Source organism: Sphaerochaeta sp. UBA5849 (genome assembly GCA_002432715.1).
Lineage (GTDB): Bacteria > Spirochaetota > Spirochaetia > Sphaerochaetales > Sphaerochaetaceae > Sphaerochaeta.
In genome coordinates, this window is sequence record DJGJ01000035.1 from 76,124 (window position 1) to 91,610 (window position 15,487).

A 15,487-nucleotide genomic window follows, 5' to 3' on the forward strand; every position below is an offset into this window, starting at 1 on the left:
ACTTGCAACAATACAGTGAAGCGGATATAACGGGTGCATGCAAACCATGATTCCCCATCTCATAGACTCCCATTTTCACCTTCGTTCCATGCAGAGAAAAGGCATAGACGTCGAATCGATTCTTGCTGCCATGCAAGAGCTTTCCATGGAAGGTATCGAGATAGGGCTGGACTGCGACGACCTGGCTGAAAGAACAGCCATGCTCGAGCCCTACCCCTTCATAAAGCTCAGTGCAGGGATCGGGCCGTGGGGGGCGCAAGACTCACTTGATGAGCAGCTTGCGGTATTGGAGAACCAGCTTTTGAAGAATGAGGTGGTGGCGATAGGGGAAATTGGGCTGGACAACTATCACAAGTATGGCACGGTTGAGAACCAGGAGTACCTGCTTGCTCGACAAATCGAACTTGCCAACAGGCTCGGCAAACCCGTAATTTTTCACAACCGGGAAGCCGATTCCCAATTCATCTCGCTTCTTGGGCGTACCACCTTTGCAAAGCGGGGCATCTTTCACTGCTATCAAGGAGGTGGAGAGCTTGCCCGTCTGGCAATCGAGCAGGGGTTTTATCTCTCCTTTGCCGGACCTTTGACGTACAAGGCGAACAAGGGCATGCAGGACCTGTTTGCAAGCCTACCGATCGAGCACATCCTTTTGGAGACGGACAGCCCCTATCTCAGCCCCAATCCGGTGCGGGGGAAGGCCAATACACCGCTCTTTATGCACCATATCTATGCATGCGCGGCGCAGTTGAGGAGTATTTCACTTGAAGCAATGGTTTTGCAGGTCAGAGCCAACTTCCATGCATTTCTCGACCAGTGAACAACCGTTTCACGGCAATGATGTCGGTTCTTTCGGATTCAAGCAATTGCGTGAAGGCCCGGCTTAGGTCCTCTGCAACCACCCCATACAGGTTTGAGGGAGGTATCACACTCCTATAGGAAGCTTCGACCGTCCAAAGAAGCGTGTCTTTTCCCAATAATGGCAACGCCCACGCTCCAAGCCTCGGTGCATAGAGGTGTATGATGGGGTTGGCTTGCAGCATCTGCTCTATCCGTCGGGCAAATTGCACGTCGTTCTCTGATTCTTGTTTCGTCACTATCAAGTCTGTTGGAAATTCCTTGGGCAAGTATTGCGCATCGGAGCTGCGGATATAGAGGACTTCACTCTTCCTGCCGTCGACGACTTCCTGCCAAATACGCTCATCCGCCTGCGTGAGTATCATACAGTCGAACAAAGGCGCTTTTTGGCTTGCCTGACCCATGCCGACAAAGACGGCCTCTTCACCCACCCTCTCCAAACCGTGCAGTGCCTGGGTTATGGGCGGAGAGCATACCACATACCCTTCCTTTCCCTCCAACACCATGGCCAGTGTTTGATAGTCAACATCCGCTTTCACAGTGAGCGTGCGAAGCCGGTACCCGTTTGCAAGCATGCAGAGAGAGAGGCCGGGCTGCTGAAAGGAATACACATTCGCCCTGTACGTTGCATCAGTGAGAAACCAGAGTGCGGGAAGCTGCAAAACAACCACAAGAGGTGTTGCACAAAGCAATATGGCTAGAAGGAAAGGCAACAGAACAAAGGGTTTCATTCCCTTGAATGTAGCAGTCCGGTCTTCTGCAGTCAAGAAACAGATGTATACAGGTTGACCAGTTCCCACAGTTTGGATACATTTGTACTGAATTGAACTTTCCATCGAACAAGGAGCAACCTATGATATCCTATAAGGAACTCGGTCTGGTGAATACCAGAGACATGTTTGCAAAAGCAGTCAAGGGCGGTTATGCCATTCCTGCCTATAATTTCAACAATATGGAACAGCTGCAGGCTATCATCCAGGCATGCGTCGCCACCAAGAGTCCCGTTATTCTTCAGGTCTCGAAGGGAGCACGCGACTACGCCAACATCAATCTGCTGAGAAACATGGCCCGTGGTGCCGGTGAGTATGCCAAGGAACTCGGATACGAAATTCCCATCGTCCTGCACCTCGACCACGGTGACAGCTTTGAAACCTGCAAAGAGTGCATTGACAACGGATTCAGCTCCGTGATGATTGATGGATCCCACTTTCCCTATGAGGAGAACGTTGCACTGACCAAGAGAGTCGTTGAATATGCCCATGCCCACGATGTCACCGTTGAAGGGGAACTCGGCGTTTTGGCCGGCATCGAGGATGAAGTCAGCAGCGCCGTGAGCCACTACACCAAGCCCGAGGAAGTCGTCGACTTCGTCTCCCGCACCGGTGTTGATTCGCTGGCCATCTCCATTGGAACCAGCCATGGTGCGAACAAGTTCGTACCTTCGCAGTGCACCCGCAATGCAGAAGGCATTCTCATTCCGCCTCCGCTTCGCTTCGACATTCTTGAGGAAATCGAGAAACGTCTGCCCGGCTTCCCCATCGTGTTGCACGGCTCTTCCTCCGTCCCTGTAGAATATGTGAATATGATTTTGCAGTACGGCGGCAAGCTCAAGGACAGCGTAGGCATTCCCGAGGAACAGCTTCGCAGGGCAGCCAAGAGTGCCGTATGCAAGATCAACATCGACAGCGACGGCAGACTTGCCATGACTGCAATCATCCGCAAGGTGCTTGCAGAGAAACCCGGTGAATTCGACCCCCGCAAGTACCTCGGACCGGCCCGTGACGAGCTGAAGAAGATGTACATGCACAAGAACATCAACGTCCTGGGGTCTGCCAATCAGGCGTAATCGACCGTTGTAGCGCAAAGGCCGTTGGAAGTAGTTTCCACGGCCTTTTTTCATTGGTACAAGGGCAGGTACTTTGACACGCCCTTAATGCATGTGTTATATTGTGTACCGTCGGCCTTTTAGGCCGGGAAAAGCTCACACACAGTGGTTTTCACCGAAAACACAAGGAGATCGATTGGCTACGAAGGATTTGAGGATCAATAGACAGATCCGTGCAAGAGAAGTGTTCGTCATTGATGCAGATGGAAATCAGAAAGGCATCATGAGCGTGTATGACGCCGTCATGCTTGCAGAGAGTGTAGGATTGGATTTGGTGGAAGTATCCCCCAACGCAAACCCTCCCGTTTGCAAGATTCTCGACTTCGGAAAATACCGGTATGAGCAGGAAAAGCGGCTCAGGGATGCCAAGAAGAACCAGAGTGTCATCAAAATGAAGGAAATCCGGATGCAGCCCAAGATCGAGAAGCATGATCTTGAGACAAAGTCCAAATTCATCGGTGAATTCCTCGCTGAAGGAAACAAGGTCAAGGTAAGCATCCGCTTCCGTGGCCGCGAGCTGGCCCACACAGAACTCGGCAAGGTGGTTTTGGACAAGATACTTGCCCAGCTCACTGAAAATGGTGTAGGCTTCAATCTTGACCGAGATGCCTTGATGGAAGGCAAGATGATGAGTATGATCATCAGTCCTGCCAAAACGGGTCCTGTCTCCGCCAAGAAAGACAATTAGCAACAGTATCCCGCATGGGATGTTGAATATGCTGCTCCAAGGGGATCTTGTTCCTTGTGAGCGCAAGTAGGAAGGTGCACTACAATGCCCAAGATGAAAACAAGAAGGTCCGCTGCAAAGCGGTTCCGCGTCACTGGAACCGGCAAGGTCCGCTATAAGAAGCAGGGTCTTCGCCACATTCTCACCAAGAAGAGCAGCAAGCGCAAGGGAAACCTCCGTGCTTCTGGAATCCTCGAAGATATGGAAGCAAAGAGAGCCAAATCCATGCTTCCGTACGCATAAGGGGGGTGGGCGATGCCAAGAGCAGTTGACGGAACGAAACGTAAGGACAGAAGGAAGAAGATTCTTGAACTGGCAAAAGGCTATTATGGCCGCAGAAGCACGAACAACCGCGTTGCAAAAGATGCAGTTGCCAAGGCTGGCCAGTACGCATATCGCGGTCGTAAAGAGCGCAAGCGGGATTTCCGCAGGCTCTGGATTGCAAGAATCAGCGCAGCTGTGCAGGCAGAGGGTCTCAACTACTCTCAGTTCATGCATGGCATGAAGCTTGCCAACATCGAGATCAACAGAAAGGCCCTCTCCAATATGGCTATTGAAGACCAGGCCACTTTCTCCGCTCTCGTTGCTCAGGTAAAGGATACCTTGGGCAAATAAGCCAAGGTAACTCGTCTAGACGTTTGAAGGAGGAACCATGTCAGTTGTTGATACCGTAAAAATGCTCGAACTGCGAACCAAGAAGGCAGCAGGATTGATCGCAATGCTCCGCAAGGAGAAAGCCGAACTTCAAGAAAAGTTTGATTTGGTACATGCACACAACGCTGAACTTGAGGAGTATGTTGAAAGTTTCACTTCCAGCAACAAGCTTCTCGAAGAAAGCATTGCCAATGCCATGGAAAATCTTTCCGCTATCGAAGGGCTGGATGACGTTCAACTTTTCGATGACGCAGCACTTGATTTGGAAGCCGCCGAGGGATTCTCCAGTGGAAATGCTTTCTCTGATGAGGAAGTCGACCTGGATGCACTCTTGGAGGATTCTCCCACTCTTTGAGCTGAAGCAATCAGTCTGGACACTGTCCGTGAACGGGGCCGCAAGGTCCCGTTTTCTTTTTCCGAACCCCCTTTCCCAAAGCTCTTTCTTATTGTACGATAGAAGTACGGCAGTCAACTGCCTCGATATTTGACAAGTTTCCTGCGGTGTGCGCCTGGAGCCACAGTCTCTTGGCTCAACTTACACAAATGGGTAGCGGTATAGCTGATTTGCATTGATCCAACTCCTTCGGGGTTAAATGGAACAGAATTTTCAGCGCAACTAGTTTCCCCCTTGAACCACAGGTTCAAGAGCATTCTCCGGGTACGGCACCGCAGGTTTTATCTTGCATACAGGAACCATTCATCCATGCCAGAAACACACAATGCCTTGAAGAACATTCTCTTCATCAAACTTCCTGCTTCCATGGAGCGGGATATCAACAATTTTCATGTCGACAGTTCGATTGAGATCCCGGTGCAACGCCCTGAGGGAAGCCGTGATTTCGATCCGGCAAAGGATATCAGTGTTGAGCTGATCGTCGCAGGCATGCTCAAGATCCTTGCCTATCAGAACGACCATGTACACGCACCGTATTACCGTGAATTTGTGCTTGCCCTGCAGCCTGATGCCGTCCAAGAACTCAATATTGCAGCTATTGCCCAAGAGCAGAAACAGAACTTTCCATTTGCAGAAGAGTTGTTTCTTACTGTGTGCCATCTTGCACCGCAAAGCGCGACATACATAAACCTGGCAACCCTGTACAGCCGAAAAGCAGCCGAGGATACTGCGAAAGGAGTTCAATACGACCTTTATCAGCAAAAGGCCCTGGAAACCCTCAAGGAAGGGCTGGATGTGGTCGGCGAGGACGCCCCTCTGCTCAGTGAATTAGGTTTTTTCCATCTATATCAAGGAAATGTAGAGATTGCCAAGGAGTATCTCGACCGATATCTGGCCATTGCCGACGAGGATGGGAAAAAGGCCCATGTACAAAAGATCGTGGACGACATCGACGCCAAACTCAACGATGACCAGACGTTGATGCGCTCCTACGATGCCATCCAGATGAACAAGGAACCAGAGGCTGTCGCCCTTCTGGACTCCTTCCTTGCAGACAATCCAAAGGTTTGGAACGCTTGGTTCCTCAAGGGCTGGGCGCTCAGGAGAATGGGCAACTACCGAAAGGCAGAAGAGGCTCTGCTCGCCGCTCTTGCAAACAGCAAGGGGACAAGCGACATCTATAACGAATTGGCCATCTGCAGCTTGGAGACCGGAAAACCCGAGCTAGCAAAGGACTATCTCAATACTGCAGTGGATTTGGACAGCCAGAACATCACCCTCATATCGAACTTGGCATACCTCTATTTGAAAGACCGGATGTGGGATGAAGCCCGTGAATATCTGGAAATCGCCCGTGCCATCGATCCCAACGACCCCTTGATCATCCAGTTGATGAAGGATTACGAGCAAGCCAGCGGTGATACGCTCGCCTCCCCCATCGTTCAGGAATTTGTCGATACCGAGGATGTAGTACGGCAGACCAAGCAAGAAAAGCCCTTCTTCATCCAAGGCAAAGAAGAAACCGACGACCTGGAGACGGTGTATGACATCGAGGACTCACTCTGATGACATACATCAGCCATAGTGAAGAGGAGACGCTATCGTTCGGGTATCGCTTGGGCAAGCAGTGCAAGAGCGGAACGGTTATATCGCTTCGGGGGAGCCTGGGAGCGGGAAAAACAGTTCTTGTCAAAGGCCTTGCACGGGCCTTGGGCATCACCGAACCGATTGTAAGTCCCACCTTCACCCTGATTCAGCAGTACGAAGGAACGTTGCCGCTCTATCATATGGATTTGTATCGGATAGGTTCGGCCGAAGAGTTCGAAATGATCGGCGGTGAAGAAATGCTGTACAGCAACGGGGTCGCGATAGTTGAATGGAGTGAAAAGATTGCCGAGATGCTTCCCGATACGACACTTTTTGTCGATATTGATATTATGCCCAATGAAGACCGAGTGATCACCCTGCAAGGGGCCGACATATGAACATCCTTTCCTGCGACACTTCAACCGAGGTCATGCACGTTTGCTTTGCACGCTTTGAAGAGGGCAAAAAGCCTTTCTTTGAAGCAAGAGTGGTGACAAGTGCAAACCAACACTCAGAGATGCTGGTTCCGTCCATGCTCGAGGTGTGTCAACGCAACTCTGTCAAGCTGAAGGAGCTCGACCTGCTGGTGTGCACCAGTGGTCCCGGTTCATTCACCGGTTTGAGAATCGCCATGAGCACCCTGAAAGGCATCAGTCTTGCCACCGGCATCCCCATGGTTACGATTCCGACCTTGGAAGCGTACCAAGCCTGCAACAGCTCGTATCCCCATACAAGCCTTGCGGTCATCGATGCAAAGAAAAAGCGATTCTACACTGCCTTGTTCCAAGCCGGCGAAAGACTGACGCCTGATCTCGACCTTGATCCCTTGCAGATAGAACGCCTGCTTGCACCCTATCCCGACACCCTCCTGCTTGGTGGCGATGCCCCCTTGCTTGCATCCAAGCTCTCCAAACACTATGCCGTCGATGAGAGCTCCCAACTCAATCTTTCTCTGGTGCTCTGTACGCTGGGCAAGCGGAAATTTGAACAATGGGGAGCTGATGAGCCGGACACAGGCCCTGTTTATGTGAGAAAGAGCGATGCAGAAATCGCATTGCAAGAAACAATCAGTTCTCTGGAGGAAACACATGATTGAACAAGATATCCTGATCGTCGGATCAGGGGTTGCGGGCATGTCCGCAGCCCAATACGCAGCACGTGCTGGTCGTTCTGTAACAATGCTCGAGTCGATCGCCCCCGGTGGGCAGACCATGTACATCGACATGATTGAAAACTATCCAGGGTTCGATCAACCCATCAGTGGATATGAAATGGGAATGAAATTCCATGCCCAGGCTGAGGCCTTCGGGGCAAAACTTGTCTATGCAACTGTCACCAAGTTGTCCAAGGAAGGAGACACCTTCCTTGCAGAAACCGCCGACGGGGAAACCTATCAGGCAAAGGCTGTTATTTTTGCAACGGGAGCGAAGCACCGCCACCTTGGAGTCGAGGGCGAGGAGAAGTACAACGGCAAGGGAGTCAGTTACTGCGGCACCTGTGACGGACCTTTCTTTAAGGGCAAGAAAATCCTGGTCGTCGGAGGCGGTGATACCGCTCTTACCGATGCTCTCTACCTCTCAAAGCTCAGCGAGCACATTACCATCGTGCATCGAAAGGAACGCTTCAGAGCCCAGGACAATCTGGTGGCACAGGTTTCCAGGAACAAGAACATCGAACTGGTCATGCAGCATACCGTCAGCCTCATCAAGGGTGACGGCAACAAGGTTACCTCGGTCGTCCTCAAGGATCTTGCCAACGATGTTGAGTACGAGCGGGAGTTTGATGCAGTATTCATCTTCGTCGGCATGCTTCCCCAGACCGAGATGCTGGACAAGAGTGTCCTCGATGAAAGCGGGTATGTCATCACCAACGAGAGGATGGAAACGAAGCTGGCCGGCCTGTACGCTGCCGGAGATGTACGCACTACAGTGTTCAGACAGTTGGTGACAGCTGCCAGCGATGGTGCCATCGCCGCTCATTGTGCAAGCGAATACATCGATGAACTTGAAGGAAGAGCATACCGCTAAATAGCGGGCTGCCTCTCATATATCACACAAATCTCCTTGACGATGGCTGGTCGTTAGTGTTCTAATTGAGCCATGAACATATGCATGGTTTCCAGTGAATCTGTACCCTTTTCCAAATCAGGAGGGCTTGCAGACGTGGTTGGTGCACTCTCGGCCGCCCTCGCTTCCTTAGGCGAGGATGTCAGGGTTGTGCTCCCGCTCTATGGAAGTGTGGATGCTTCAACCTTTGAGGATGTACCAATCGCCGGCTCGATTTCATTGCTCGGTTGTGAAGAACAGGTCGGTTTCTGCCAAACCATCCTCAACGGGGTTACGTACTATTTTCTGCGTCATCCTTACTTTACCGGACGAAAAGGGATTTATGGGGATACGTCGTTTACTCCCTATGCCGATAATCTCAGACGCTATACCCTTTTGAACAAGGCGGCACTTTTCTTGTGCAAGGAGCTTGCTTGGAAGGTGGACATCATGCACTGCCATGACTGGACCTGCGGGTTCCTTCCGTATCTTCTCAAAACCGGCAAGGACCAGTTTTACCGCGGAACCAAAAGCATGATGACCATTCACAACCTCGCCTATCAAGGTGAGTTCTCTCGTCTCGAACTGCTTGGATGCGACATAGCTCCCGACAAAGCCATGTTCAGCGGCCATGCTACGAATAAGCGGACCAACATGTTGAAGACCGGCTTGGTGTTCGCCGACAAACTCACCACCGTAAGTCCGACCTATGCAAAGGAAATCCAGAGCAAGGAGTATGGTTGCAATTTGGAAGCATTGCTCGCCGAGCGGTCCCAGGATTTGACGGGCATCATCAACGGCATCGATTACGAAGAGTGGAACCCGCAAACCGACCGTTTCATCAATCACCACTTCAGCGCAAGCCACCAAGAGGGAAAGGCCCTGACCAAGGCTCAAGTGCAAGCCGAGTTCGGCCTTGAAGTGAATGATGGTGTACCGCTCTTTTGTATAATCAGCCGCTTGGCTGAGCAGAAGGGCTTTGTCGAATTGCTTGAGGGGTCTCCCTGTGCGCTGGAACAGATGCTTCAAGCACACACGATGCAGATGATCATCGTGGGAACCGGCGACCATACCCTGGAGAAGAAACTTGTTGAAATCGGGCAGAGATACTCCAATCTCTCCGTCAACATCCTGTTCAGCAACAGGGCGGCTCATCTGCTCGAAGCCGGGTCTGACTTTTTCCTCATGCCCAGCCGGTATGAGCCATGCGGTCTCAATCAGCTTTACAGCCTCCGTTACGGAACACTGCCTGTCGCCCGAAGAACCGGAGGATTGGCTGACAGCATCCTCGACTTGGATGAGAACCCAGAGACCGGAACAGGAATCCTCTTTGACTCCATGACAGGCCGTGGTATACTTGAAGCGGTGGAACGAGCACTTCAATGGTGGAACAAAGGAAAGAAAACCATGCAAGCTGTCAGGATTCGATGTATGCATTGGGACAGTACCTGGGAACGGTCTGCCCGATTGTATCGTTCACTATATGAATCCAGCATAAGGGGGAACTAAGAATGCGCACGAAAGAAAAATCAATCGCTATAGTACTAGGCGGTGGCAAGGGTACTCGATTGTATCCGCTTACCATGGACCGCGCCAAACCTGCCGTACCTTTCGCTGGAAAGTATCGATTGGTGGATATTCCCATCTCGAACTGCATCAACAGCGGTATCAGGCAGATTTATATCCTGACGCAGTTCAACTCCGCTTCACTGCACAACCATATTTCCAACACCTACATCTTCGACACGTTCAGCAATGGATTTGTTGAGATTCTGGCTGCCGAGCAGACCAACCAAACCGACACCTGGTATCAGGGAACTGCTGATGCGGTTCGAAAGAATATGAGGCACTTCCATGACCAGAATGCAGACTACTACATCATCCTCAGCGGTGATCAGCTCTATCGCATGGACCTCAAGGAAATGCTGGACAGGCATATCAGCAGCGGAGCTGAATTGACCATCGCCGCCAAGCCGATCAGCCGTGAACAGGCTACGGGACTCGGCATCATCGGCTGCGACAATGATGGCATGATCACAAAATTCTATGAAAAGCCGGCTATCGACCTGGATATCAGCGAGTACAAGGTTGCAGACTCTTTCATGCATGCTTCGCTCGGAAAGCATGTCGATGCAAGCAATGAATACCTTGCGAGCATGGGTATCTACATCTTCAATGCGAAGTCGTTGGAAGAGGTACTGAACAACGACAAAACTGATTTCGGCAAGGAGATCATCCCCGATGTAATCAAGCATCGAAAAGTGGCCACCTTTCTCTTTGACGGTTTCTGGGAGGACATCGGAACCATCAAGGCCTTCTACGAGACAAACCTTGACTTGGCCTCCATCAACCCTCAATTCAACTTCTACAACGAGATGATGCCGATTTACACCCACCGCCGCCACCTGCCGGCAACCAAGGTGAACTTCTGCAACATTTCCAGCTCGCTGACCAGTGAAGGCTCGATCATCACCAATGCATACATCGTCAACTCCATCATCGGCGTCCGTACCATCATTGAATCAGGAGCCTCCCTGGACGGTGTATACTGCATGGGTGCGTCCTACTATGAGACCGAAGCCGAGAAAGCTGCCAATGCCAAGAAGGGAATACCCAACATCGGCATCGGAAGAGGCACCATCATCCGCAAGGCGATCATCGACCAGAATGCACGCATCGGTGATGGATGCAGAATCGGCATAGACGATATTCCTCGACAAGAAGGAGATTTCGCCATGTACTCCATCCATGACGGCATCATTGTCATCAACAAGAATGCAGTTATCAAGAATGGGACTGTAATGTAGATGCAATACGTTCCAGACAGCGGAAGAACTCAATTCTTCCGCTGTTTTTTTATGTTTTATCTGGAAATAATCCGATATACAGGCTATAATTACTGAAAGGAGAATAGAATGCAAACCAACCAAATCAAAGAAGAGATACTTCACGGGAAGACTGTTTTGGGAATCGAGCTCGGTTCCACCCGGATCAAGGCGGTCTTGATCAATTCCGAGAACCAGCCGATAGCACAGGGAGCCCATGATTGGGAAAATACCTTGCTTGATGGAGTGTGGACGTATGCGCTCGATGATGTTTGGAAGGGAATACAATCCTGTTTTGCATCCTTGCAAGCCAACATTCAGCACACCTACGCGCTTAAACTTCGCCGCACCAAGGCGCTAGGGGTCAGTGCCATGATGCATGGCTATCTGCCATTCGATTCCGAGGGCAGGCAGCTTGCTGCCTTCAGGACATGGAGAAATACCATGACAAGCCAGGCTGCTGAAGAGCTGGGCACACTCTTTGATTATCCCGTTCCTGAACGATGGTCCATCTCCCACCTCTATCAGGCCATCCTGAACAAGGAAGAGCATGTCAAGGATCTTGGCTTCCTTACCACCTTGGCGGGCTATGTACATTGGCAATTGACCGGAGAGAAGGTATTGGGCATCGGCGATGCCTCGGGCATGTTTCCTGTAGACACGAAAACCGGTCGCTACGACACACGCATGCTCAAAGCCTTTGCTGATTTGACCCGGGCCTACAAATTCCCATGGCAGCTGGAGACAGTTCTCCCGTCCATCCTTACAGCCGGCGACCATGCAGGAAATCTCACCGAAACAGGAGCACTTCTGATCGATCCCAGTGGAACGCTTGAGGCAGGGATTCCGCTTTGCCCCCCTGAAGGTGATGCAGGAACCGGCATGGTTGCCACCAACAGCATCGCCAAGCGTACCGGCAATGTTTCAGCGGGTACCTCGGTTTTCGCCATGATCGTCCTGGAAAAGGAACTTTCCAAGAGCTACAACAAGTTCATCGATCTGGTCACCACCCCCGACGGTTCGCTTGTGGCGATGAGCCACGGGAACAACTGCACCGGTGAGTATGACAACTGGATGAGATTGTTCTCGGAAGTGCTCACCACAGCGGGCTTCTCACTCAGCAAGGGAGAGCTCTACGACAAGCTGCTCTACAAGGCTTTGGAAGGAGACAAGGATTGCGGTGGTCTGCTGCCGTACAACTATCTTTCCGGAGAGACCATGACCGATATGAATGAAGGTCGTCCCCTCTTCGCGCGGGAGACGACAAACACCTTCAATCTCGCCAATTTCATGCGTTCTCAACTTTTCACCGCCCTTGGGGTGCTGCGAATCGGCATGGACATCCTGTTTGAGCAGGAGAAGGTGGCCATCGACTCCATCACCGGACATGGAGGATTCTTCAAGACTGCCGAGGTCGGCCAGAGCATGATGGCAAGCGCCCTCCACACCCCCATCTCGGTGCTCAAGACAGCAGGAGAAGGAGGGGCCTGGGGGATTGCACTGCTTGCTTCGTACATGGTGCACAAGCAAAACAGAAGTCTTGCTGAATTCCTTGCAAAAGAAGCATTTGCTACTGCTGAAATCTCCACTGTCGAGGCAAGCAGGGAGGATATTGAAGGCTTCAATATTTTCCTGGAACGCTACAAGCGGGGACTTGCTGTTGAGAAGGCCGCAGTACAGAATCTGAAGTAAGTGCCGTTCCCTAAAAAAGGAGGTTCAATGAACCTCCTTTTTCCTGTGCGCCTTCTCACTCGATCATTGCAGCTTCCAAGCCAAATCTGATAAGAAGAGCTGCTGCTTCAGTGATGAGACGGTGGTCTGGTTGTTGATGTGCACAAACTCGATCCCCATGATCTCGCACCAATCCTCCAACATCTCTGCAGTTGCGTCGTAGCTGAGCACGGCATGGTGGGCTCCGCCGGCAAGCATCCAAAGATGGCTTGCCTGGTTCAAGTCCGGTTGGGGTTTCCACATGACCCTTGCAACCGGAAGGTTGGGCATGCGATAGATTGGTTTGACCACCTCTATTTCATTGACGATCAGGCGGACGCGGCCGCCCATGTCCACCAATGAAGCAAGGATGGCATTGCCGGGATGTCCTTCAAACACCAACCGTGCAGGGGGCTCCTTCCCCCCGATTCCCAATTCGTGCACTTCGATGCGGGCCTTGTCGGTCGTGATCGAAGGACAAATCTCAAGCATGTGGGCTCCAAGGGAAAGTTCATTGCCTTTCTCAAGATGATAGGTATAGTCCTCCATGAAGGTGGTGCCGCCACCCAGACCTTCGGTCATCCGCTTGATCAGGCTGGTCATGGCCGAGACCTTCCAGTCTCCTTCCCCACCGTAGCCATATCCTTCAGCCATCAGGTTCTGGCTTGCAAGACCGGGAAGCTGGCGCATTTGTTGCAGGTCCTCAAAGGTATTGGTATAGGCATAGGCACCTTCGCGCTGGAGGAATTTTCGCATCGCCACTTCCTCCCGTGCCTGATACCGCACGGTCTCCAAGTCCTTGGTGGCAAACTCATAGCGGCTGCGATACACTTCCATCTGCTCATCAACTTCGGCCTCGCTGACCTGTTCGAGCTCCCTGACCAAATCGCCGACACCCCAGGAATTTACCTGCCAGCCGAGCTGCATCTGCACCCCGACCTTGTCTCCCTCGGTTACTGCGACATTGCGCATATTGTCACCGAAACGGACCACCTTGAGCTTTCGGCTTTCAACGGCACCGACAGCGGAGCGCATCCAAGAACCCAGCTTGGCCAAAACAGGTTCGTCCTCCCAGAATCCGGTGATGATTTTGCGCTTGGTATGCATCCTGGCAGCAATGAAAGCATGCTCACGATCACCGTGGGCGGATTGGTTCAGGTTCATGAAATCCATATCGATCTCGGTATCGACAATGGTACGGTTGAACTGGGTATGGAGGTGACAATACGGTTTCTGCAGCAAATCAAGGCCGCGAATCCACATTTTCGAGGGAGAGAACGTATGCATCCAGGTAATCAAGCCGGCGCATGTGTCATCATAGTTGGCATCCTTAACACACTGCTCGATTTCCTCAGAAGTTTTTACCGTTGCCTTGTATACCAGCTTGCAGGGAAGCAATCCACTTGCGTTCATGCGCTGGACCATCAGTTTGGCATGGTCTGCCACCTGATCGAGAGTTTCCTTTCCATAGAGAAATTGCGATCCTACCACAAACCAAAAATCGTACGCTGCCAACGGCTGTCTTTGCATGATATCCTCCACCATCGATGAGGGTAAACCTCTTGAAAATTGACTGCGTTTACGTTAACGCAACCATACTAATATCTTCACTCGTACTGGACTTTCTGTCAAGAGTTGAATAAAAATATTGCTATGCATTGCGTCAAGCCATGTTTTCATCGCATAGACAAAAATACTTTCTATGGTATACTTGCGTTATCGATAAACAAACACATTCGGGCAACCGGAAAGGATAAAACAAACGAATGACAATATCGGAGATTGCAAAGCTGGCGCATGTTTCAATCGGGACAGTAGACCGGGTGCTGCACAAGCGGGGCCGGGTTGCGCCCGAAACGGTGAAGAAAGTCATGAGTATTGTGCAAGACTATGGTTACCAGCCGAATACCTACGCACGCAATCTCAAGCTGAGCAAGGATTTTACCATCGGGGTGCTCCTTCCCCTGCTCCACTCCGAATTCGGATATTGGAGTCTCATCTATGAAGGAATTCTGAAAGCAGCCAAGGAGTTGCACACCCTGGCTGTACGCATCGACATGATGGAGTTCGACCGCATGGTCCCCGGTTCCCTGCTTGAAAAGGGGAAGGCTCTGCTCACACACAAGGTCGACGCTCTCTTGCTTGCCCCTGTCGTTCCTGCCGATGCGCAAAAGCTACTCAGTGCAAAGGACATCCCTTTCTATGCGTTCATCGACTCTCCTCTACCCAATACAAACCCGGTCTCCTGTGTTGTGCAGAATCCCTTCCGGGGAGGTTTTCTCGCAGGAAGGATGATGCATCTGCTCACACAGAAAAGCGGTACGCTGCTGACCATTCAGACCCACCGCGCTGCATACAACTCAATCGAGCGCGCACGTGGCTTTACTGAATACTTTGCAAACAAACCAGAGTTCCCTGTTTTTGAGATGGAGGCTCCCCTGACACAGAACATGGACAAGGAGCTTGATGCATTCTATCGGAAACACGGTGATGTGTGCGGCATATTCGTGGTCAATGACGCCATTCATAGGATAGCACAAAGCGTCCTGCTTCTGGGTCGCAAGAGCCAGACAACCATGATCGGGTATGACTTGATCGAACACAACCGCAGGGCGATGATTGCAGGGTCGGTCGACTGCCTGATCAGTCAGAGGCCGGAGTTTCAAGGGTACACGGCAATCTATCAGTTGTATCGAAAGGGACTGCTTGACCAGGATCCGGAAGAGACCATCTGTGTTCCCATCGATATCATCCTGCCCGAGAATCTCATCGACGAGAAAGGCTGGTGTCCGACCCTGTAACCCC

Annotated in this window: 16 protein-coding genes; 14 read left to right on the plus strand and 2 right to left on the minus strand. The window is 51.5% G+C overall.

All coding sequences use genetic code 11. From position 1 onward, the window contains the following. Positions 1–37: 37 nt before the first annotated feature. Positions 38–817 carry a TatD family hydrolase gene (locus B3K89_RS05830; RefSeq protein ID WP_293894447.1) on the plus strand — a complete coding sequence of 260 codons (780 nt, stop codon included), beginning with the start codon at positions 38–40 and terminating at the stop codon, positions 815–817. Here the strand turns inward: B3K89_RS05830 and B3K89_RS05835 are convergent. Further along, complete coding sequence (locus B3K89_RS05835; RefSeq protein WP_293894450.1) at positions 783–1,586, minus strand: hypothetical protein; 804 nt, start codon at positions 1,584–1,586, stop codon at positions 783–785. The two genes, B3K89_RS05830 and B3K89_RS05835, sit on opposite strands and share 35 nt — an antisense overlap. 122 nt (positions 1,587–1,708) lie before the next feature. Here B3K89_RS05835 and B3K89_RS05840 point away from each other — a divergent pair, with 122 nt between their 5' ends. From B3K89_RS05840 to B3K89_RS05895, 12 genes are all read left to right on the plus strand, one after another. Next, a complete protein-coding gene (locus tag B3K89_RS05840) occupies positions 1,709–2,701 on the plus strand; it encodes a class II fructose-bisphosphate aldolase (protein ID WP_293894453.1) in 993 nt (330 codons plus the stop codon). A 175-nt stretch (positions 2,702–2,876) separates the two neighbouring features. After that, positions 2,877–3,428: a translation initiation factor IF-3 gene (gene infC / locus B3K89_RS05845; protein WP_293894456.1), complete on the plus strand. Its 552-nt coding sequence runs from the start codon at positions 2,877–2,879 to the stop codon at positions 3,426–3,428. 84 nt (positions 3,429–3,512) lie between these two features. Further along, complete coding sequence (rpmI, locus tag B3K89_RS05850) at positions 3,513–3,710, plus strand: 50S ribosomal protein L35 (protein WP_287993969.1); 198 nt, start codon at positions 3,513–3,515, stop codon at positions 3,708–3,710. A 12-nt stretch (positions 3,711–3,722) separates the two neighbouring features. Then, entirely contained in the window at positions 3,723–4,082 is a 360-nt protein-coding gene (gene rplT, locus B3K89_RS05855; protein ID WP_293894462.1) for a 50S ribosomal protein L20, read from the plus strand. A gap of 37 nt (positions 4,083–4,119) precedes the next feature. Continuing rightward, complete coding sequence (locus B3K89_RS05860) at positions 4,120–4,476, plus strand: hypothetical protein (RefSeq protein WP_293894465.1); 357 nt, start codon at positions 4,120–4,122, stop codon at positions 4,474–4,476. 348 nt (positions 4,477–4,824) lie between these two features. After that, positions 4,825–6,081, plus strand: a complete 1,257-nt coding sequence (locus B3K89_RS05865; protein WP_293894468.1) for a tetratricopeptide repeat protein — start codon at positions 4,825–4,827, stop codon at positions 6,079–6,081. After that, positions 6,081–6,500 carry a tRNA (adenosine(37)-N6)-threonylcarbamoyltransferase complex ATPase subunit type 1 TsaE gene (tsaE, locus tag B3K89_RS05870; RefSeq protein WP_345907177.1) on the plus strand — a complete coding sequence of 140 codons (420 nt, stop codon included), beginning with the start codon at positions 6,081–6,083 and terminating at the stop codon, positions 6,498–6,500. Before B3K89_RS05865 ends, tsaE begins: the two co-directional genes overlap by 1 nt. Next, the gene (tsaB, locus tag B3K89_RS05875; RefSeq protein ID WP_293894474.1) at positions 6,497–7,198 is read left to right on the plus strand and encodes a tRNA (adenosine(37)-N6)-threonylcarbamoyltransferase complex dimerization subunit type 1 TsaB; all 702 of its coding nucleotides are present in this window, start codon (positions 6,497–6,499) and stop codon (positions 7,196–7,198) included. The genes tsaE and tsaB overlap by 4 nt, the downstream gene beginning before the upstream one ends. Continuing rightward, positions 7,191–8,129, plus strand: a complete 939-nt coding sequence (gene trxB, locus B3K89_RS05880; protein WP_293894477.1) for a thioredoxin-disulfide reductase — start codon at positions 7,191–7,193, stop codon at positions 8,127–8,129. The genes tsaB and trxB overlap by 8 nt, the downstream gene beginning before the upstream one ends. Positions 8,130–8,201: 72 nt before the next feature. After that, on the plus strand, positions 8,202–9,656 hold the full coding sequence (locus B3K89_RS05885; protein WP_345907178.1) for a glycogen/starch synthase: 1,455 nt from the start codon (positions 8,202–8,204) through the stop codon (positions 9,654–9,656). Positions 9,657–9,658: 2 nt separating this feature from the next. Continuing rightward, positions 9,659–10,954: a glucose-1-phosphate adenylyltransferase gene (locus B3K89_RS05890; RefSeq protein ID WP_293894483.1), complete on the plus strand. Its 1,296-nt coding sequence runs from the start codon at positions 9,659–9,661 to the stop codon at positions 10,952–10,954. A gap of 108 nt (positions 10,955–11,062) precedes the next feature. Then, positions 11,063–12,664, plus strand: coding sequence for a xylulokinase (locus B3K89_RS05895; protein ID WP_293894486.1), 1,602 nt, complete (start codon positions 11,063–11,065; stop codon positions 12,662–12,664). 63 nt (positions 12,665–12,727) lie between these two features. On the opposite strand, the gene araA is transcribed toward B3K89_RS05895, so the two are convergent. Further along, positions 12,728–14,212 (minus strand): L-arabinose isomerase, encoded by a 1,485-nt coding sequence (gene araA / locus B3K89_RS05900; RefSeq protein WP_293894489.1) that lies wholly within the window; start codon positions 14,210–14,212, stop codon positions 12,728–12,730. A 236-nt stretch (positions 14,213–14,448) separates the two neighbouring features. On the opposite strand from araA, the gene B3K89_RS05905 reads away from it, so the two are divergent. Next, a complete protein-coding gene (locus tag B3K89_RS05905) occupies positions 14,449–15,483 on the plus strand; it encodes a LacI family DNA-binding transcriptional regulator (RefSeq protein WP_293894492.1) in 1,035 nt (344 codons plus the stop codon). The last annotated feature ends 4 nt before the right edge of the window (positions 15,484–15,487 follow it).